The 20,677-nt window shown below is 59.7% G+C and carries 14 protein-coding genes; 6 read left to right on the top strand and 8 right to left on the bottom strand.

The window, feature by feature from the left end; translation table 11 throughout:
- Positions 1–295: 295 nt before the first annotated feature.
- The 5 genes from CRI93_RS08245 to CRI93_RS08225 form a co-directional block, all read right to left on the bottom strand.
- Positions 296–1,834 (bottom strand): asparagine--tRNA ligase, encoded by a 1,539-nt coding sequence (locus CRI93_RS08245; RefSeq protein ID WP_098062144.1) that lies wholly within the window; start codon positions 1,832–1,834, stop codon positions 296–298.
- Between the two features lie 282 nt (positions 1,835–2,116).
- Positions 2,117–4,729 (bottom strand): T9SS type A sorting domain-containing protein, encoded by a 2,613-nt coding sequence (locus CRI93_RS08240; RefSeq protein ID WP_176521785.1) that lies wholly within the window; start codon positions 4,727–4,729, stop codon positions 2,117–2,119.
- A gap of 405 nt (positions 4,730–5,134) precedes the next feature.
- The gene (locus CRI93_RS15440; protein WP_098062142.1) at positions 5,135–6,502 is read right to left on the bottom strand and encodes a T9SS type A sorting domain-containing protein; all 1,368 of its coding nucleotides are present in this window, start codon (positions 6,500–6,502) and stop codon (positions 5,135–5,137) included.
- A 78-nt stretch (positions 6,503–6,580) separates the two neighbouring features.
- Positions 6,581–7,768: a tail fiber domain-containing protein gene (locus CRI93_RS08230; protein WP_176521784.1), complete on the bottom strand. Its 1,188-nt coding sequence runs from the start codon at positions 7,766–7,768 to the stop codon at positions 6,581–6,583.
- A gap of 312 nt (positions 7,769–8,080) precedes the next feature.
- Positions 8,081–10,051, bottom strand: coding sequence for a T9SS type A sorting domain-containing protein (locus CRI93_RS08225; protein ID WP_098062140.1), 1,971 nt, complete (start codon positions 10,049–10,051; stop codon positions 8,081–8,083).
- 474 nt (positions 10,052–10,525) lie between these two features.
- Here CRI93_RS08225 and CRI93_RS08220 point away from each other — a divergent pair, with 474 nt between their 5' ends.
- The 5 genes from CRI93_RS08220 to CRI93_RS08200 all read left to right on the top strand — a co-directional run bounded on the left by CRI93_RS08220 (position 10,526) and on the right by CRI93_RS08200 (position 15,011).
- The gene (locus CRI93_RS08220; RefSeq protein ID WP_098062139.1) at positions 10,526–11,128 is read left to right on the top strand and encodes a metallophosphoesterase family protein; all 603 of its coding nucleotides are present in this window, start codon (positions 10,526–10,528) and stop codon (positions 11,126–11,128) included.
- 307 nt (positions 11,129–11,435) lie between these two features.
- A complete protein-coding gene (locus CRI93_RS08215; protein WP_098062138.1) occupies positions 11,436–12,152 on the top strand; it encodes a CDP-alcohol phosphatidyltransferase family protein in 717 nt (238 codons plus the stop codon).
- Positions 12,153–12,169: 17 nt separating this feature from the next.
- Complete coding sequence (locus CRI93_RS08210; protein WP_098062137.1) at positions 12,170–13,216, top strand: serine hydrolase domain-containing protein; 1,047 nt, start codon at positions 12,170–12,172, stop codon at positions 13,214–13,216.
- Between the two features lie 246 nt (positions 13,217–13,462).
- Positions 13,463–13,906: a DoxX family protein gene (locus CRI93_RS08205; RefSeq protein ID WP_245850407.1), complete on the top strand. Its 444-nt coding sequence runs from the start codon at positions 13,463–13,465 to the stop codon at positions 13,904–13,906.
- Positions 13,899–15,011, top strand: a complete 1,113-nt coding sequence (locus tag CRI93_RS08200; protein ID WP_098062135.1) for a flavin monoamine oxidase family protein — start codon at positions 13,899–13,901, stop codon at positions 15,009–15,011. Before CRI93_RS08205 ends, CRI93_RS08200 begins: the two co-directional genes overlap by 8 nt.
- Before the next feature lie 219 nt (positions 15,012–15,230).
- On the opposite strand, the gene CRI93_RS15135 is transcribed toward CRI93_RS08200, so the two are convergent.
- Both CRI93_RS15135 and CRI93_RS08190 read right to left on the bottom strand, forming a co-directional pair.
- Positions 15,231–15,845 carry a hypothetical protein gene (locus CRI93_RS15135; RefSeq protein WP_141491626.1) on the bottom strand — a complete coding sequence of 205 codons (615 nt, stop codon included), beginning with the start codon at positions 15,843–15,845 and terminating at the stop codon, positions 15,231–15,233.
- Entirely contained in the window at positions 15,835–16,812 is a 978-nt protein-coding gene (locus CRI93_RS08190; RefSeq protein ID WP_141491625.1) for a 6-bladed beta-propeller, read from the bottom strand. The genes CRI93_RS15135 and CRI93_RS08190 overlap by 11 nt, the downstream gene beginning before the upstream one ends.
- A 929-nt stretch (positions 16,813–17,741) precedes the next feature.
- On the opposite strand from CRI93_RS08190, the gene CRI93_RS08185 reads away from it, so the two are divergent.
- Positions 17,742–20,126: a DNA polymerase domain-containing protein gene (locus tag CRI93_RS08185; protein WP_098062132.1), complete on the top strand. Its 2,385-nt coding sequence runs from the start codon at positions 17,742–17,744 to the stop codon at positions 20,124–20,126.
- A gap of 177 nt (positions 20,127–20,303) precedes the next feature.
- On the opposite strand, the gene CRI93_RS08180 is transcribed toward CRI93_RS08185, so the two are convergent.
- The gene (locus CRI93_RS08180; RefSeq protein WP_098062131.1) at positions 20,304–20,663 is read right to left on the bottom strand and encodes a DUF5615 family PIN-like protein; all 360 of its coding nucleotides are present in this window, start codon (positions 20,661–20,663) and stop codon (positions 20,304–20,306) included.
- Between the last annotated feature and the right edge of the window lie 14 nt (positions 20,664–20,677).

Genomic DNA, 20,677 nt, shown 5'->3' with positions numbered 1-20,677 from the left:
ACGAACACAAAGACGCGAATGAGCGTAGATTGCCAGTCCATGTCACCAAGGGCTGTTTGTGAGAGCGGCGTTAAGCACCCTCCTCAAACAGCTTGCGGTGATGTGGGTCTCAACTCTGGATTGGCATTGATAAGGCCATCGTAGAATGTAGGTTTGTCTTATTCAAACCCCCTCTCCCTTCGGGTTTCTCCCCCTTTTCCAAGGGGGAGATGTCGATAGACAGAGGGGGTTGTCTGGCTCCGATGATGTCGGCCATATGACAATCACTTACCATTGAACCGCTACCCAAAATCGCCTACGGGTGCAGGCGGCCAATCGTGCGGGGGAAAGGAATGGCCTCGCGCACATGCTCGCGCCCGCAGATCCACGACACCACACGCTCCAGGCCCAGGCCGAACCCGCTGTGCGGCACCGCGCCAAACTTGCGGAGGTCCAGGTACCAGTCGAACGCCTCTTCGGGCAGGCCGTGCGCTTCAATCTGCTCCTGCAGGAAGTCCAGATCCGTGGCGCGCTCGCCACCGCCCACAATTTCGCCGTAGCCCTCGGGCGCCAGCACATCCATACCCAGCGCCAGACGATCGTCGTGCGGATCGCGCTTCATGTAGAAGGCCTTGATCTTGGCCGGAAAGCGATGCACGATAATCGGACGATCGAAGTGCCAGGTGAGCACCGTCTCATCGCTTCCGCCAAAGTCGGAGCCCCACTCAAAGGTCTGCGCCGACTCCTTCCAGTCCGGCAGGTTGCGCAACGCCTCTTCAATGTCGTTGATGCGCTTGTTGATCTCAATCTCTCGCGCATCGATCTGGCGCTTGATGTGCTTCTTCGCCTGCCCGCGCCGCTTCTGGTTCTCTTCGCGCTCGGTCTCCAGTTCGGCCTGCTCCTCGTGCAGCCCCGCAATGCGCTCGTCAATCAGCTCGGCCGTGGCGTCGCTGCGCAGCAGCTCCACCGCCTCGTCGTAGCTAATGCGCGGGAAGGGCGTCTCCACCTGCTGCAGCGCCGTCGTGTCGCGCTCCAGCGTCTCCAGCTCACGCTCGCAGTGCGTAAGCACATCCTGCACGATATGCGACACAAAACGCTCGGCCAGCGTCATGTTCATATCCAAGTCGTAGAACGCCATCTCCGGCTCAATCATCCAGAACTCGGTAAGGTGGCGCCGCGTCTTCGACTTCTCGGCGCGGAAGGTCGGCCCAAAGGTGTAGACCTTGCCGAACGCCATCGCCATGGCCTCGCCGTGCAGCTGACCGCTCTGCGTGAGGTAGGCCGACTCGTCGTCGAAATAGTCGAGCTCGAACAGCGTTGAGGTGCCCTCCACCGCATTGCCTGTTAGCACCGGCGCATCCGTCTGCAGGAAGCCCCGGTCCTGAAAGAAGTCATGCACGGCCTTCTGCACGCGATTGCGCACCCGCAACACCGCCCACTGCGACTCGCTGCGGAGCCACAGATGACGCCGGTTCATCAGGAAGTCGATGCCGTGCTCCTTCGGCGTAATCGGATAGCCGTCCGAATCGCCAATGGTCTCTACCGCATCGACCTGCATCTCATAGCCGCCGGGTGCGCGGTCATCCGCCGAGACCCTGCCTGTAATCGACAGCGCCGTCTCCTGACTTGCGTTGTCGGCCGCAGCCCAGCTGGCGTCGTCCACATCGCCCTCGCTCACCACGCACTGTACAAAGCCCGATCCATCGCGCAAGATCAAGAAATACAAGCTCTTGGAGCCGCGCTTGTTGTGCAACCAGCCCTTCAGCGTAACGGTGTCGCCGTCGTGGTCGGGCAGCGCGTCGATGCGAACAAAGTCTTCGATAGGAGTTTCCGTGGAGGAGGCGTCATCAGCCATGAACAACGGGGCTAAACGTGAAACGGATACAGGAACGAAAGCATGATACCACATTGCATCCACAGGTTCCAGCTCCCAACCGGGCACGAACCCCCACGCAACACGGATTTCAGCCGGTTTGCATGGAGGCTCCAACGCTGTGTCTGGTTGTAGGGGGAAGCAGCATGTGTTGCCGTCTCCAAAACCTGCATACAGCTTCAGCAGGCGGTCATGATTGCCCCAATCGGCTGCCGTAGGCAAAGGGCTGTCTCCCGCTCCTGTGTCCGTCGCAGTGCGTAGCGCTTACCGCACCACGGTCAGGCGCTGCGTATCGGTGAAGCCGTCGGTCTGCATCCGTACGAAGTATGTGCCGCTGGCCAGATTGCTCACGTCAAGCTGCGCTTCCGTACGACCCTCGGCGTTGGTATCCACCACCGTCTGCACCCGCCGTCCGAGCATATCGTACAGCGCGATGTGCACGTCTTGCCGCTCTGGGGTTGCAAACCGAATCATCGCCTGGCTTCGTGCCGGATTCGGATACGTCGGCAGCAGTTCGGCCGCAGTCACCTGCCGCGCGATGGTCACCGGCTCGCTAAACGATTCGGTGCCGTCGGTGTCGATCTGGCGCAGGCGGTAGCGCACACGATCGGCCGCGTACGGCAGGTCGGTGTCCTCAAATTGGTAGGATTGCGGCTGATCGGTGGTGCCGGCGCCCTCCAGATGCGCAATCGTCTTCCACGATTCCCCTGTAGAGACGTCCCACTGGGGCGTCTCTACCTGGGACGTCTCTACGGATGCATTAGCAGAACCATCGGCGGATGCAGTAGCCCGCTGTACCTCAAAGCCCGCGTTGTTGGTTTCCGAGAGGGTCCGCCATTGCAGCGTGACCGATTCCGAACCGGAACGCTGCGCCTCGAATCCGGCCAGTTCGACCGGGAGCTGCTGGCTTGTGCCGGTAAACTCGCTGGTGTTTCCGTTGCCGTCGGTCGCGGTGGCAACTACATCGTCGCTCTCCGTCACGGATGCCTGCGGGGTGAACGTGACTGTTTTGCTGCACGGCGGCGTGCTGCAGCCACTGCTATAATCAGTGGGGGTGTACGTGTCTGTGCCGAGGTAGGCCTCACCTTCCTCATCATCAGCATCGGCTTTGTAGAAGTCAATTGTCAAGTTGTAGTCGCTGGCACCGGAGCCTGTCAGTGACGGATTGCTATCAACGAGGTACGTGACCTCAACGTCGCCACCGCCCGTAATCGTGGCGCTCTGGATCTCGGGAAAGTTCTGGAGGCGATTGACGCCGTCGTCGCTGTCGCCGGCGTCGTTGCCCGTCACGCCGTCACGGTTGAAGTCGATGCCGAGCTGGCTGTTGTCAAAGATGCGATTTCCGCGGATGGTGTGGCCTGTGCCGGTGCTGATTCCGACACCGAAACTGCTGTTGGTGATGGTGTTGCCCTCTCCAGCGCTGGTCCCGCCAACGACGTGTCCAGAGCCGAAGAGGCGAACCGCCGTTCCGGTTGTGGGGAGGCTATCGCCGTTGGGATTGGTGCCAATGAAGTTGCCCCGTACGACATTGTTCGTACCGCTCACGCTTACGGAGTTCGTCAGCGTGAATCCGATGACGTTGCCGGCTCCAGAGGTGCTCCCGCCAATAAAGTTGTTGCTACCGCTGTCGATGTCGATAGCGTTGAAACCGGAGCCGAGGTCGTCGCCGTTGGCATTGGTGCCGATGAAGTTGCCCTGCACGTCGTTGCTCGAGGCATCAATATAAATCTCGTTTTCGTTGTCGGCGATAACGTTCTCGGCACCGCTGGCTGTACCGCCGATGGTGGCATCAGAAGCGCCGTTTTCAACTCGCACACCGTCAAGGGCGTTGCCGAGAGGCACATCACCAGCGGCGTTGGTGCCAATGTTGTTGCCCTGCACCACGTTGCTGGTACTTCCGCTGCCGGTGATGAGCACGCCGTGCCCGACGTTGGCGCTGATGACGTTGCCAGCCCCAGCCATTGTACCGCCTACCAACACGCCCGACGTACCATTGGAGAGTTCCACGCCGTTGCCGTCGTTGCTCAACGACGCGTCGCCGCTCTCGTTCGTACCAATGTTGTTGGCTTGAATGGTCGCGCCTCCGCTGACAATAGAAACGCCGGCCCGTCCATTGCCGCTAATGACGTTGCCCGAGAAGTTTCCGTTGGAATCCACACCGATGAGCGTGCCAATTGCCCCGTTGGTTAAGACCCCCTCGAAGAAGTTGCCCATATCGCTGGTACCGTCGGGGCTGGTGCCGATCAGGTTGTCTACAACGGTGTTGTTGGCCTCGCCACCAACCGGCCCGATGAAGATCCCGCGCCCGCCGTTGTTGGAAATGACGTTGCCGTTGATCAGGTTGCCGCTGGCACCGTTCGTGATCTCTACGCCGCTACTTCCGTTGCCGGCAGCACTGCCATCAGCGGCCACACCGATATAGCTGTTCTGCGTGGGAATGCTGTTGCTGGCATCGAACAAGAGACCGTTGTCATCGAAGTTGATGATGGCAAGCGCCCCCACGGAGCCTGCGCTGACCGAGCCAAACGTGAGGCCGCTTACTCCCGTGCCGGCATTCTGCCCATCGATCTCCACAACAGGCGAACCGCCAGGCGTGTAATCCGGCTCGGTGTTGCCTCTGATGAAGAGCGGCTCGGTGATAGTTGGAAGAGCACTGCCTGGCTGAATGGTGTGCGGACCGGGGCCAGAGATATTGAACTCGATCTCACTGTTTCCTGTGGCACTGTTGGCTTGCTGAATAGCAGCGCGCAATGTACAGGGACCGTCGTCAGCGCTGTCGTCGGTATCGCAGACCCCATCACTCGTGTCAAAGTCGCCATCGTCTGCGGTCGAGTTGACAGTGAAGATGGTTTGTGCCTGCGCAGTAGGAGCCGCCATGGGTCCCAGCCCTATCAGGAGCAGGCTGCCAAGTAGTAATGAAAGAGAGAAGAGAGAGAATGGATACTTAGGTATCGAGCGAGTCATGATCAGATGAATCAGTCGATGTAAGAACTCGTGATCGGTTGGGCGAACCACGATTCCATAGCTACTTGAGTCGTGCTGTCAAGCAGAAGGAGACGACCAGCAGAACCGGGCCCGCACCTTCAGAAAAGCTCAAAGGGGGAGACGCGACATATGTGCCTTCTACTATCGGATGCGTAAAGCTGGAAGGGATCCGGACATCAACACAAGTAGCTCTCTATCGGACACATGAGGCCTCACAAATAGGACACCATGCAGCTGCTGGATGTGATCGCAGCATAACGTAGAGGTGATGGATCTGCGGGCAAATTCTCCACACATTTACCGCACCACGGTCAGGCGCTGCGTATCAGTGAAGCCGTCGGTCTGCATGCGCACGAAGTACGTACCGCTGGCCAGATTGCTCACGTCAAGCTGCGCTTCCGTGCGACCCTCGGCGTTGGTATCCACCACCGTCTGCACCCGCCGTCCGAGCATATCATACAGCGCGATGCGCACGTCTTGCCGCTCTGGGGTTGCAAACCGAATCATCGCCTGGCTTCGCGCCGGATTCGGATACGTCGGCAGCAGTTCGGCTGCAGTCACCTGCCGCGCGATGGTCACCGGCTCGCTAAACGATTCGGTGCCGTCGGTGTCGATTTGGCGCAGGCGGTAGCGCACACGATCGGCCGCGTACGGCAGGTCGGTGTCCTCGAACTGGTAGGACTGCGGAGTGCCGGTGGTGCCGGCGCCCTCCAGATGCGCAATCGTCTTCCACGATTCCCCTGTAGAGACGTCCCACTGGGGCGTCTCTACAGGGGGCGTCTCTACCTGGGACGTCTCTACCTGGGACGTCTCTACCTGGGACGTCTCTACCTGGGACGTCTCTACCTGGGACGTCTCTACCTGGGACGTCTCTACCTGGGACGTCTCTACCTGGGACGTCTCTACGGATGCAGTAGCCCGCTGTACCTCAAAGCCCGCGTTGTTGGTTTCCGAGAGGGTCCGCCATTGCAGCGTGACCGATTCCGAACCGGAACGCTGCGCCTCGAATCCGGCCAGCTCCACAGGCAAGGGATTGCTGCTGCTTGCAAGTGTCCATCGGCTAAAGGACTCGATCCCGCTCAACGTGACGGTCCCACCGGCGGCGGGACCTGTGTCTCGACTGTCAACTCCTTCGCGCGTCCATGTGGTCCCTCCGTCGGTCGACTTGAAAAGCACCAGTTCGGTTTCTGGAATCCCGTTCAACTCGGTGTTGAGGTAAGCGTGGCTGAGCGTGGCATCCAGACCGCTGTTATTCTGCGAGGGCGCAATCTCGTAGTAGCGCGCAATTGATTCGTTACCTTCGGCGGTCTGAATGGTGTGGCCACGTGTGATGGTCACGTCGCCGAGATCTGCGCCAGCGGTGAGCACCGCGCCAAGGCCAGCGACGTTCACGCTGGTGGGGGCGTTCATGGTGCGCGTGGCCGTGAGCGGTCCGCCGTTCACTTGCCCCCCGCTCTGCTCATCGAGCGTGGCGGTGCTACCGGCACCCCCAAGATCCATTGTGCCGTTCTCCAGGTCGAGGACCGCACCGTTCTGAACAGCAATGGTGGCATCACTCTGGATCTTCAGGGTCTGTGCATGGGCTGCCTGCGCACCACCGATGACGAGTCCAATACTTATAGCGAGTGCCCCGGCGAAAAGATTGTATGCAAGAAAGCGAATCATATTACAGATCATCTATACGGGAGAGTCAATCAGAAAGGCCCGCGTGTCGAGCCTCAGAGCAGGCCTACAAGAGCAGGCCTACAAACGACGCCCCGCGACAACGCCTCCGGTACCGACCAGGAGAACGAGAAGCGCGGTAAGGCTCCACCCGGCCGGTAGCGGGCGAGAGCGGGTACCGTCATTGGCCTGTTGCAGGGCAGCTACCTGCTCGGACAACTGCTCCTGATTGTGTTTTACTTCCTGAAGCAAACGGACCTCGCGAGCGAGCGAGTCGATCTGCGTTTGCTGCTCTTGCATACCCTTTATCAGCACCGCCGTTAGTTTTGGATACGCCAGTGAGAGCGTGCCGCCCGGGCCTTCATGTACCAGCTCCGGAAACGCCTCACGCACTTCTTGTGCAATCAAGCCAATCTGCTCTCCGGAGGGATGGGTCTCCTGGTCTTTGAACTGGTAGCGCACCGGACGTAGGTTCACCAGCGCCTGCAGCGTACTCTCCTCCAGCGGCTCAATGCCCGTTTTCAGGCGGCGGTCGGAGCTTTCGGTGAGAGTGCCGCTAATCTCCAGGTTGCCCTGGTCGTCGAGCACCAGTGCGTCGGATCGGTTATTAACTCCCCCATTACCAACGACGAAAATAGTCCCGTCAGAGGAGGTGTTAGCGTTGTTGAATCGACCGATGGATAGGGAGTTTAGGGTCGCTGATATCGTCTCGCGCCCCATCGCTGTGGAGCGATCGCCGCTTGCCGTTGTGCTTAATCCCATCGCCGTTGTGCCAAGACCGCTGGCCGTTGTACCCTGTCCCATCGACGTAGCGCCGGTGCTGTTAGCTGTCGTACCGGTGCCCATCGCTGTAGCGCCGGTGCCGCCACTGGCCGTTGTATTATGCCCCATCGCTGCTGCCCCGAAGCTACTGGCCGTTGTCTCGAAGCCAACCGCCATGGCTCCGCTGCCGCTGGCCTCGGTGTCAGAACCAAATGCAACCGATGAGCTTCCAACATTGGTCGTATCCCACTCTGTGCCGTTCGAGTTGACACCCACGCGTCCAGCCCGGAAGGCAGCTTCCTTTGGGTACCACATCATCCGGGTACCAGCGCCTTCAGCCGGAATTGCGCCAGTGGCAAACTCGCCTGGTGCCAGCAGCCCGCCATCTTCGTTTGACTGTAAGACCACCTCGCCACTGCTGTTTGTTATGGTCGTGGCAGGAGTTTGGGCTGTGGCAGCCAGGCTCAGCAGGCTCCACCCCAAAGCAACGCATGCAATCCAAAGCACAGTAGACCGCACATTTAAGAGATACGTTTTAGTAATAAAAGAGGCGTAAAACACATATGACATAATTGATATACATACGAATTTAAAAAGTAGTAATCGATTGTGGGGTGTTCTGTTCACCATTGAGGGGACGTGCTGTTTGATACGTCGCGTGAAGGGGTAACACCCGAACAATTAGACCTTGTACTTTTTATGAGCGCAAAACTGTATATCTCCCGGACAGCACTCCAAAAAACGCCGCCCCGAGCGGACGGCTCAGGACGACGGCTGGGTGTTTTTTGTGATAGAAGTGTGTAGGTATACGCTATTCCACTACCGCACCACGGTCAGGCGCTGCGTATCGGTGAAGCCGTCGGTCTGCATGCGCACGAAGTACGTACCGCTGGCCAGATCGCTCACGTCAAGCTGCGCTTCCGTGCGGCCCGCGGCGTTCGTATCCACCACCGTCTGCACCCGCCGCCCCAGCAGGTCATACAGCGCAATGCGCACGTCCTGCCGCTCTGGCGTTGCAAACCGCACCGTGGCCGGTCCACGCGCCGGATTCGGATACGTCGGCAGCAGTTCGGCCGCAGTCACCTCCCGGGCAACGGTGATCGGCTCGCTAAACGACTCGGTGCCGTCGGTGTCAATCTGCCGCAGGCGGTAGCGCACACGATCGGCCGCGTAGGGCAGATCCGTGTCTTCAAACCGGTACGATTGCGGCTCGTTGGTGGTGCCTGCGCCCTCCAGATGCGCAATCGTCTGCCACGATTCCCCCGTAGAGACGTCCCAGTGGGGCGTCTCTACCTGGGACGTCTCTACGGATGCATTGGCCGGGCCATTAGCAGAACCATCGGCAGATGCGGTAGCCCGCTGCACCTCAAAGCCGGCGTTGTTCGTCTCCGAGAGGGTCCGCCACTGCAACGTGACCGATTCCGAACCAGCGCGCTGCGCCTCGAATCCGGCCAGTTCCACAGGCAGGGGCGCATCGCTCGCCGAGAGGGCCAGATTGGAGAAGCTCTGCTGGCTGGTTCCGTTCACCGTGACAATCTGCCCGCCATCAAGCGCAAGGGCCGTGGCATCGGCCAGAAACATCGTGATGCCACCTGCTGCCTGTTCGGTCAGCGTCACCGTCAAGAACAGCGTGCGCGCCTGATTGGGCAGGGCCTCTGTGAAGCCGTCAAACGACAGCGTAGCAGGCAGCCCGGCCTGCGGGTCAAGATCGATGCGCGCAAGCTCGGTGTCGCTTGCCGCGTCGAACGCGTCATCCGCCGAAATCCAGAGCGCCGCCTTGTCGATGCCGGTAGCGCTGGGAGCATCTGGCGTAGCAACCAACTCCGTTAAGGTGGCTCCGCTCTGACCGGGCGCAATGCGAACAGCACCAATCGGCTGTTCAGAGGCCCCGGGGGTCGCCGAAAACGTACGATTCAGCCCGCCAGCGCCCCCGCCGGTAAGGGCAACCGCTGCCGGCGTGGTGGCCTGCACAGAAGGCGAAGCAGGCGACTCGTTGAGCCAGACGTCGAGTGCCGTTACCTGGTAATCGTAGGTCGTGCCCGGCGCAGCCGTCGCATCGGTGTAGCTCGTGTTCGACACCCCAAACAGATCCTCAAGCTCGGTGAGCTTTGTAAACGAGGACGCCGATTCAGCCTTGCGATATACCGCGTACCCAAATGCGTCTTCGTCCACATCGGGGATCGCATTCCACGTCAACGACACTTCGTCAACAGCCACGTCCGTCACGTTCAGCCCCAATGGTGTGCTCGGAGGCGTTGTGTCGCTGCTCTGTGCAACCGTCAAATCGCCCGCATCTACCTCGTCGTAGGGTGGCCCAAACTGGTCGGTGTACGTCCACGTCTGGCCGCCGTCCACGCTCCAGCGCGTGGTATACTTAAATGTCCCGATTCGTTGGGGCAACATTTTACCAATGTATTCGTCGTTATTTTGCGTATAATCATACCCGGGGTTGGGCCGCATATCGAACCATCGCCACGCGTCGCTCTGCGGCGACGTTCCGGCCGGTCCGTAGCCCACCTGCGCCCTTACGCTATCGACCGGCGTGTCCTGCGCATCCGTCACACCGGCAATGTAGACTTGGCCGTACACAAGGGATGTTGAGTCAGTCGCGTTGGCAACATGCGAGAGCGAAGGCGGAAACTGCAGGTTGGCCCAGTCGATCTGCAGGTCGGACGCAGGGGCCTCAGGAGGCGCACTTGCAGCCGCTCTCACCGATAAACACAGGCACACCGCAATGCCAATCCAGACCGGGACGCGAGCAATCACGGAGCGTGTTGATAAACGGGACATGGCAGGAGATGTAGGTAGTGGGTAGACGCTAAGTGATAAGGCTATCGTAGAATGTAGGTTTGTCTTATTCGAACCCCCTCTCCCTTTATTCCGCTGCGCTCCATGAGTCGTCCTGCGGACTCATTTGGGTTTCTCCCCCTTTTCCAAGGGGGAGATGTCGATAGACAGAGGGGGTTGTCTGGCTCCGATGATGTCGGCCATATGACAATCACTTACCATTGAACCGCTACCGAGATGTAAAGCAATCTGTTTAACTTCACGCGCAGCACATGTTTTCGCTTCATATTTCAGAATAGCAGACCAGGAAGCGTGTTTCACTTTCGTGGCCCAGCAAAAAGGCGGAGAGCACAAGACGTTTCTGTAGCAAACGTTTTTTGGTAGAAAGCGATGCACATCGCCTCCCCAAAACCTGGACGCAGCTTCGCCGGTTTACCTCTGGTGCTACAGTCTCCGCTCGTAACCAAAAGCTCCGCGATGGCCCGTCTACTCTGCTTCAGCGACGTACACTCCAACCATCGCGCCGCGCGTGCCCTCGTACAGCGCGCCCCCGATGCCGATATCGTCGTGGGCGCTGGCGACTTCTGCGACATGCGCCGCGGCCTGGACCGCACCATCGGCGTCCTGTCGGAGATCGATACGCCTACCGTGCTCGTGCCCGGCAACGCCGAGAGCACCGACGAACTGCGCACCGCCTGTGCCAATTGGGAGGCCACCCATGTGCTGCACGGCAGCGGCGCCACCGTCAGCGGGATCTCGTTCTACGGCATTGGTGGCGGCATCCCGGTTACGCCCTTCGGCGCGTGGAGCTGGGACGTCACCGAAGCACAGGCCGCCGAACTGCTTGCCGACTGCCCCGACGACGCCGTGCTCGTTGCACACTCCCCACCCAACAACTGCGTCGACCAGGATTCCAGCGGACGCCACCTCGGCAGCACATCCATTCGCGATGCGATTCAGCGCACCACGCCGCGCCTGGTGGTGTGCGGGCACATCCACAGTAGCTGGGAGCAAACCGGCACAATCGGCACAACGACGGTCTTGAACGCCGGGCCCGAAGGTGTTGTGTGGGAGGTGTGAGACATACCAAATATGCTGCGAGTGGGTGACACGATACGCATTCGGAAGCTGATCGCGAAGCGCACGGTACACCTGGGCCTCAGACTGTGGACGGAGCATGTCATGATCACGTGGCGGTTGGACGTGAGCCACGGCAAGATTGATGTGTTGAAGTGAGTTGAATTGATACGAAGAAAGCATGCACGTAACGTAACATGCATGCGCCGAAGCTGCAAGGTTGCGGATCTGTTGCGTTATCTGCTTGCATTCACAGGGGACGCTGCATCACATTATGCAGTCCATCTACTTTAAAAACGTTAGCTGACTTGTGGCTCCTGTCGCCTCCTCAACGGTAAATGCCCGCCTGGCTCGCTGGGCGGCGCTGCACGCTGGGCTGCTGCTTGCCTGCACGGCAGCTGCGCTTGCGTGGAGTGCGCTCTGGCCGGTCGTTATTGCAGGCACGATATCGTTTGGGGGATTCGTGGGCGCATTCCGCCAACACTGGACCCCCGCCGGCACGTTCGGGGCCGCCAACACGCTCACCGCTTGTCGTCTGGGCGGACTCCTCGCCCTGGCGCTCTGGCCCATGTCTGCTCTTTGGATTGCAGGAGGGGCTGCCGCGCTTCTGCTTCTCGATGGCGCCGATGGCTGGCTCGCTCGCCGTTTCGATCAGGCGTCCGACTTTGGGGCCTTCTTTGATAAAGAAGTGGATGCCTTTGCGCTCTTGGTGCTGTGCCTGCTTGCCGTGCAGCATCAGGGCATAGCGCCGCTCCTCGTTACCGCTGGACTGCTGCGCTACGTGTTTGCTGTGCTCATGCACCTGGGCAATCCCCCCGCACGCACCGAACCGCGCACCAACGCCGCCCGCTACCTGTACGTGTTTATGATGGGGGCTGTCCTGCTGCCGTTCCTCCCGCTTCCCGCCTGGACGCAGGTCGTTCTCTGGACTGCCGTGGCTGGCCTCGTCGCCTCATTCTTTCCGTACTTCGCCTGGGCGCTGCGCCTCCCCCAACGTCTGGCCGGACTCCGGCGCGCCCTCTCGTAATCACTCCTCTGTTGCGTATGCATCGCCTCTTTGCGTGTCTGCTGGTACTTGTTGGATGCGGAAGCATCGCGGCGTCGGCGCAAACCCCATCCTGGCAAGTGCGGGCTCCCGCTACATTCCAGATGGATGCCGACGCCCTGGCCGCGGCATTTGACGAAGCCGCCGACATGGCTCCGCTGAACAGCCTCCTCATCGCGCGGGGCGACTCGCTGGTAGCGGCCCAGGCATTCCGCGGCATGACGCTCGACCGGCCCATCAACATCAAGTCCGCCAGCAAAACGGTGGTGGGTACGCTCTTCGGCATCGCCTTGGCCGACGGCGCGTTCGACACCCTCTACGAACCGATCGGTCCCCGCTTCCCCGAGATCCTGGCCGACACCGCCCGTGCCGCCCGCCTCACGCCGTACCACCTGATCACCATGCAGGCCGGCCTCGAATCCACCAGCTTTGGCAACTACGGCGCATGGGTATCGAGCGATAACTGGGTGCGCAATGCGTTGCAGCGGCCCATAGAGCATCCGCCCGGCACGCGCATGACGTACAGCACTGGCACCTCGCACATCTTGGGCGTGCTCCTCACCCGCGTGCTTGATGAACCGCTCCGCACTTACGCGCAGCGCCGTCTCTTCGACCCGCTTGACGTCAAGATTGGCGCGTGGCAGCAAGATCCGCAGGGCAACTACTTCGGCGGCAACAACCTGGCCATTCCTCCGCGTGGACTGCTGCGCCTGGGGCAGCTTCATTTGAACGGCGGCACCTGGAACGGCACGCGCGTGCTGCCCTCCTGGTGGCCTGCCCTGGCGTGGACGCCCTTTGTGGGCGATGCCTTTCGCGATTTCCAGTACGGCCTTTCGTGGTGGATCGCCGACTTCGACGGCGTCCGCACCTATTTTGCCTGGGGCTACGGCGGACAGTTCGTGTTCGTGGCGCCCGAACTCAACCTGGTTGCGGCCATGACCTCCTCGCTCACCAACCGCCCCCGCAACCTGGGCGATTTTAGCAGCCAGCTTATGGACTTCTGGCGCTCGCACGTTGTGCCCACCGTCGTCCGTAATGAGCCCTGACATCCAGAAAGGGTTGGGGGAAAGCGACAGCCTACCGCTCCGCCCCACCACCTCTCGCAGTGTCTCCGCCCGGTCTCCGCGCCATCACGCCGGGCACGGGGCCGCCGGAGGAAGAGCGTATCGTATGACGATGCGCCCCTGCGCATCCCCGGTAGAAATCCCGTTTGCAAGCGTAAACGTTCTGTTGAATACGGGAGCCCTGCCGCGCGCTAAGCATACGTGCATTGCACGAAGTCACCTGCTCTCATGCCCTCAAATGCTATGACCTCCAACCGCAAAACCGCGTTCAACATTGCCCTGCTGGTGCTTCGCATTGGCATTGGCATCTCGTTTGTTTTCGTGTACGGATACGAGAAGATCCTCGGCGGTCCCGAAACCTGGACCGATCTCGGTAGCAACATGGCCGTGCTGGGCATCACCTTCTGGCCCGTGGTCTGGGGCTTTATGGCGGCCTTTGCCGAGTTTGTCGGCGGCATCTTGTTGATGCTGGGCTTTGTCTTCCGCCCTGCACTCGTCATCCTTAGCGGTACCATGATTGTCGCCGCCATCGGTCACACCTTTGGCGACATCGGCGGCGGTCCGTGGCACGCTACGGAGATGCTCACGGTCTTCATTGCGCTGCTCATTACCGGCCCCGGCGCCTACAGCCTCGACACGCTCTTCTTTGGATCGTCCGATCCGTATGCCTGACTCCCTTCCTTTCGGCATCGTGGGTGCGGGGCTGAGCGGACTTGTCGCTGCTATGCGCCTGCACGAAGCCGGTCATGCCGTCGTGGTGTGGGAGACGCGCGACCGCGTTGGCGGGCGCACCTGGAGTCCGCCCCTCGGCCCCGATTCGCTGCACCTGGATTTGGGTGCGGCCTGGCACTGGACCGAACACACCCGTGTGCAGGCGCTGGCGGAGCAGTTAGGGATTGCGCGCGTCTCGCAGCACGAGCCCGGCACCGCACTCTACGAGCCGCGTGCCGAACAGCCGGTGCAGCGCTTCCCGTGGCCCGAGACGCCCCCGCCCTCGTGGCGCCTGGAGGGGGGCACACAGACGCTTGCCCAACACGTGGCTGCGGACCTGCCCAATGATGCGATACAGCTCAACCATCGCGTCACGGATGCGCGCCAGACCGAAGCAGACGTGCAGGTACGCGTGGCCGGACCCGACGGCCCGTCGTCCACAGCCGTAGCGCATCTCATCATTGCCGTGCCACCGCGGCTGGTGGCGCACACCATCGACTTCGACCCAGCGCTGCCGGATACGCTTACTTCCGCGCAGCGCGAAACGCCCACGTGGATGGCGGCCTCAGGCAAGGCGGTGGCTACGTTTGCGGATGCGTTCTGGCGGCGGCAGGGCATCGACGGGCGTGTGGTGAGCCATGCGGGTCCAGTGGCCCACTGGCACGATGCCGTAGCACCCAATGGACGCGCTGCGCTCGCGGGCTTTCTGCATCCCAGCGGGTTGCAGGGCCTCGCCACCGACGGACGCAAGGCCCTGCACGCGGCCATCCGCAGGCAACTCGCGCACTGCTTCGGGGACGACACGCCGGCCCCCACGGCCATCGCCACGAGCAACTGGCGCACCGACGCGGCCACCACGCCGCCTGGTGTCGCTCCCATGCAGGTGGAGCATCCCCCGACGCCGCCGTCCGTGCTCACCCGGCCCTGCTGGAACGGATGCCTGCTGTGGGCCAGCGCCGAAACCGCCACCGAGCACCCCGGCTACCTCGACGGCGCCATCGAAGCAGGGGAGCGCGCCGCCCAGCAGGTGTTTGAAGCATCCCCCGAAGCCGCCTCAACTCGCTGATCGGGGCCGCCCTCATCCGTTGTAGGGACACGGCGCGCCGTGTCCCTACGGTGCTGGAAACAGGCATTCCACTGCGTCCGCACGAAGCGCTGCCCCCGCAAGCCTGCGACCGAACGTCCGACGGGCGAACCAACTATCGCGACGAGGCCGAACGTACGCTGCCAGACGATGCCATGGAGGCCCGGCACCTCCTGTCCCGTCCAGTGGTTTATGCTCTTGCTACTCGTCTAGTGCGGCTTCAATCTCATCCAAGCCTTGGTACACCTCCACAATGTCTTCTCTATCGAGACGTAAGGGGCCCTGAGGCCCGTCTGAAACAATGTCCCGTTCTTGGATCACTAAAACAGGTATTCTCGGTTGGATCGCCGTATCGTTATCCCCCCAAATGAGGCGCAGCGCCTCACGGTTAATCCAGTTTAAACCGACAGATATCTCATCAAAGTCAGCAATAGACTGCAGGTAAGAGAACCCTTCTTCGACATCCCAGTCAAGGGATACACCGCGCACAATAAACAAACGGTTCTGTTCCTCTGCCTCTAAACGTTTCTGGTCGATAAAGGCTCGAATAGTATCATGACGATCCATTTGTGCTACTACACATGTGCTTGACGAAATATACGTTACAATATATTCAGAACGTACTTGGTCTTCATTAGGAAACTGGCGCGGTTGAAGCACATCACGTTCTTTATTGGCTGCTTCATCTGTTGTATCGACTTCCACATAAGTATCCTGCGTGGATATTTTGGGGGCGAATGATGAGTGAGCATGGTTAAGGGGACTTCCAATAAGCAGTAGACTTCCTAAAACAAACGACAGAATGTTATATATCATTGCGGTGTACTATGTGGATGGTTGGAAACGGATCGGTCTGTTGGGCCACGTAGCCATTGCAATCAATTGCGTGAAAAATGCGGTCGGTTGTTCCTAAAGAGGCTACTGTGCCATTCTCGACATTAAGCACAAACGTGTCATATGTAAATGGGGAGTGTTCTCTATTGGGATGCCAGTCGTCTGGGGTGTATCGATACTGCACAAGCATGTCGTCATTTTCCAGCGAAACCGTACTTACAGGAGAATGCGAATCGTTCGGGTCGATCCCAACATATGGGCGGCCATCAAACGTATCTACAGATAGGCTTGTCGGCTTCAAGTTGGGAATTGAAACGGTGTGTTGAAGAACTCCATCCTTGTATATGTCCACTTCGTTTGAGTAAGCATGGACCGCAATTATGCGGTCGTCCCCCATGCAGTGAAGGCGGCCCGCCGTCATGAGAGAATGAAACTTAGGCTCAAAGTCATCCAGGTGGCTGGGCAATCGCCCGAAATAATCTGGGACTTCGTACGGAGGGTCCATGCGAAGGATAACATGGTCATTTTCTTCTTGATCAGACACACCCTGTGGGCTCACGTAGGCATAGACCGTCTCTTCTGAAAAGCAGATATCCTTAGGCTCGCTTTCGAAGATGAGACGTTCGGAATAGCTGAAGCCAAAGCTATTTACGGAGTGGGCCGGTGTCGTAAAAAATGACTGCCGTCCGTATGCTTCCAGTATGCCAATGTGTCCGTCTGGTGTTTTGAAGAGACGGGACGGAGACATAAACTCGCCAGGCCCCCTTCCTTCAGACCCGCTCTCATAGACGCGTTCGCCCGTAGTGGCATCGACAGCGAGTTGATGTTTGTCCCGGTCTAACGTGTAAATGTGGTTGCCATCTACCAGCACATCGGTTAGGTCGCCAAAGAAGCGACCTTCAGGATCCTCTTCATGGCCAATTACGATGCTCGATTCGTGCTCCTCCATGATCCAGTCATAGGAGGTGACGAGCTCGGAAGAGAGGGTAGAGCTGGCTGCTGTTACGATACATACGACAGCAAGCCAGACATATCTGTTAAGACACCAATACATGATGAATGTGGAGTATGCAAGAGAAAAGAACTGCCTGACACCACAAAAGACATGAATGGTCTGGTGTCAGGTCAGTCCATACCTATTTAAGGCAGTTACTTATCTAATTGACCAGTCACAGAGTTGGCCAGTCGCATTGAGACACATAGCATCTAAGTCCACCGTCAACAGGCACAAATTTGCAGTCGCGATTCATGACAAACTCACAATAATAGCCAGCGCCATTGCAAGATGTGTTGCTGCAAGAATATGACTGTGACTCAGAAAACAAATTTAGTCCAATGAAAGCATTAAGATTGTCTTCTTCTATGGCGACAATTTCCGTTTTATTGGTATCCTTCGGCTCATCGTCGGTGCCGGGATCATCGCCAAAGGGAAAAATAATCCTAAGAATAAAGCTGGAAGTAGAGCTTTTAAAGCCATAGCTCAAAACTTTATTGTTTCAAGATTACGAGCAAAAGCAGGGTATCAAGCCAAGCTGTTTTTTTTCAAATGCATCAGTAATATTAAATGTATATTCATTTAAGGCACCCTTCTTGCTAATTTGAATCTCGGATGAAGCGAGGGCTCTGTTAGACCGCCTCCTGCATTCCACTGCGTCCGACGGTCTCCCGTCGGACGTGCATAAGGACGCTCCCGCGTCCGCACGAAGCGCTGCCCCCGCAAGCCTGCGACCGAACGTCCGACGGGCGAACCAACTATCGCGACGAGGCCGAATGTGCGCTGCCAGACGATGCCATGGAGGCCCGGCACCTCCTTCCCGTCCAGCGGTTTACACCCTGCGCATCCCGCTAAACCCAGCCTAACCCCCGCTTCCGGATCGCATGGCGACGCCCGCGCCCGACACCTCCGATGCTACGCTCTACGGCCACGACGATACGCCGCGTATTGTGGACGTGCAGCCGCTGCTGAACCGTCCCTCGCGCGAGCAGGCCATGGTGCGCCTCTACCGCCGCAGCAAAGAGTGCGATGCGGTGGTCACCGAAGACGCGCCGCTGTATCCGTTCTTCTTTATCTCGGATATTGGGCTACTGCGCCATCGCCGCGATACCTTTCGCACCTCGCGCCTGCAGGGCGGCGGGTTCTTCGAGCATGTGGTTGTGTTCTCGTGCTGGCAGGACTACTACGAGGCTATCCGCCACGTAAAGCGCCAGACCGACAGCGACCAGCGGCGGCCCGACGAGCTCTACCTCGTTAGCGATCCGGTGCAGCAGTACCTCACGCAGAGCGGGCGCACCTGCTTTAAGGACATGACGCTCGACGACCTGCACCGCCTGCAGCTCGACATTGAGGTGATTAGCGACGGCTCGTTCCCCAACGCCGAGCGTGCGGGCGACGAAGTCGTGATCGTGGCGCTCACCGACAACCGCGGCTGGTCGGAGGTGCTGCATCAGCGCAGTGGCGTATCGGAGGCGACGCTCTTGCGCGAGCTGGTGCACACGATCAACGAACGCGATCCGGATGTTTTGGAGGGATACAACGTCTTTGCCTTCGATCTGGCCTATCTGCAGGACCGATGCGCGCTGCACAACGTCGAATTTGCCATCGGACGCGATGGATCGGTGCCCCGCACCTTTGACAGCAGCATGCGGTTTGCTGAGCGCACGGTGGACTTCCCCGCAATGGATATTGCCGGACGCCACGTCATTGATGCCTACTTTCAGGTGATGGCGTTCGACGTCTTTAAGCGCGACTTGCCGGACTATAGCCTCAAGACCGCCGCCCGCTACTTCGGATTTGCACCGGAGGACCGCACGTACATCGCGGGCGAGGACCTGACCGAGGCCTGGCACAATGACCGCGAGCGCCTCCTCGACTATGCGCTCGACGACGTGATTGAAACCGGGCGGCTGGCGAAGCACCTCTCCGGCTCCACGTTCTACCTCACGCAGATGCTGCCCATGACGTACGGGCGGGCAGCGCGGCGGGGCCCGGCGGCCAAGATCGAGTCGCTCTTTGTGCGCGAGTACCTGCGTCAGCGCTATGCCCTCCCACAGAGCAACTGGGGCAGCCAGTCGATGGGCGGCTACACCGACATCTTCCGCACGGGCGTGATCGGTCCGGTCGTCTACGCCGATGTGGAGAGCTTGTACCCCTCCATCATGCTGAACTACGACATCCAGCCCGCCGGCGACGCGCTGGATCTCTTTCCGCGTCTGCTGGACCGCCTCACCACGCTGCGCCTCGACACCAAATCCGCCATGCGCTCCGCCGAGGACGAGGAGGTCGAAAGCGAGCTGGATGCGCGACAGTCGTCGTATAAGATCTTAATAAACTCGTTTTACGGGATGCTGGGCTTCAGCCTGGCCGCGTTCAACGACTTTGCGGAGGCCGACCGCGTGGCGCGCATCGGGCAGGACCTTGTGCAGCAGATCATCGATGTGATTCGCGAGCGCGGCGGCACGGTCGTAGAGGTGGATACCGACGGCGTGTTCTTCGTGCCGCCGGAGGACGTGCGCGGGGCGGATACGGAGCGCGACTTCACGATCGGGCTCACCGACGCGATGCCGGAGGGGATTCGCATTGGGTTCGACGGGCGCTACAAGAAGATGCTCTCGTACAAGAAGAAAAACTACGCACTCCTCACCTACGACGGCGATCTCAAGTTCAAGGGCTCCTCGCTCATCTCGCGCTCGAACGAGCCGTTTGGACGCACCTTCGTGCGGCGTGCTATTCGCCGCCTGCTTGACCACGACATTGAGGGGCTGCACCAGCTTTATCTGGATACGCGGCAGCGCATCACCGACCGCACCTGGGAGCAGGGCGTGGACAGCTTTGCCCGCACCGAAACCCTGAAGACCAGCGTCGAAGAGTACGAAGCCGCGGTGGAAGCCGGGGAGCGTCCGCGTGCGGCGACTTACGAGCTGGCGATTCAGCGGGAAGAGGACACCGGGCAGCCCGTCCGTGTGGGCGACCGCATCTCGTACTACATCACCGGCGATTCGGCCAACGTGACGGCGTTTAAGCACTGCGCTCGCGCTGAGCAGTGGGACCCCGACGACCCCAAAGCGCCCAACGAAAACACAGCCTACTACCTGAGGCGCCTCGACGAATTCGCCCGCAAGTTCACGCCCTTCTTCTGCGAGGAAGACTTCGACCTGGTGTTCTCGCCCGAAGATCTATTTGGCTTCTCCGCCGAGGGCATTGAACTGGTGACCGAGGTGCACGAGTCCGAAGAAGACAACGAGACGACCGAGGTGCCGTTTTAGAACTTGGTATCGGGGGCCAGTTTTCGCCAGAAGCGCTGCAACGAGTTAGCTCACCAGCGGTGACTGGCAGAAACCTATCAACAAGATGGCAGAAACGCCACCCGTTCGGGCACATCGAGCCCCCTCCCCCCTTCACCCGCAGTAGCGCAGGGGTATAGCGCTTTCTGTATTCTCTTTCTATTTCTGACGCGGTCGAGAGAAGCGCACCTGCTCTTCGGTAACGACAACAAACCGGTCGTGGAGCCGGTCTGCGTACTCTGACAACAGATTTCGCAGCACGGATATCTTGTTTACACTCCGCTCGTTATCAAGGCGAAGCAAAACAACACCGTGATGCGGATACCTCTGACGGTAAACCTTCTCGCCAAAGTCCTTGTCGTTTGTAATCAGAATCCGACGCTCGTCGTACGCGCGGCGGATCACCTCTTCGTCGGATATGCCGGGCAACTCGTCGAACACCGAAAAGGCATCATGGCCTTGACTGCAAAGCCACTCTGCTACAGCCGGACCGGTACATTCGTCCACAAGAAAACGCATGTGCTATAAAACGC

The organism is Longimonas halophila (assembly GCF_002554705.1).
GTDB classification, from domain to species: Bacteria; Bacteroidota; Rhodothermia; order Rhodothermales; family Salinibacteraceae; genus Longimonas; species Longimonas halophila.
Note: the sequence above shows the minus strand (reverse complement) of the source record. Positions and strands in the feature narration are given on the sequence as shown.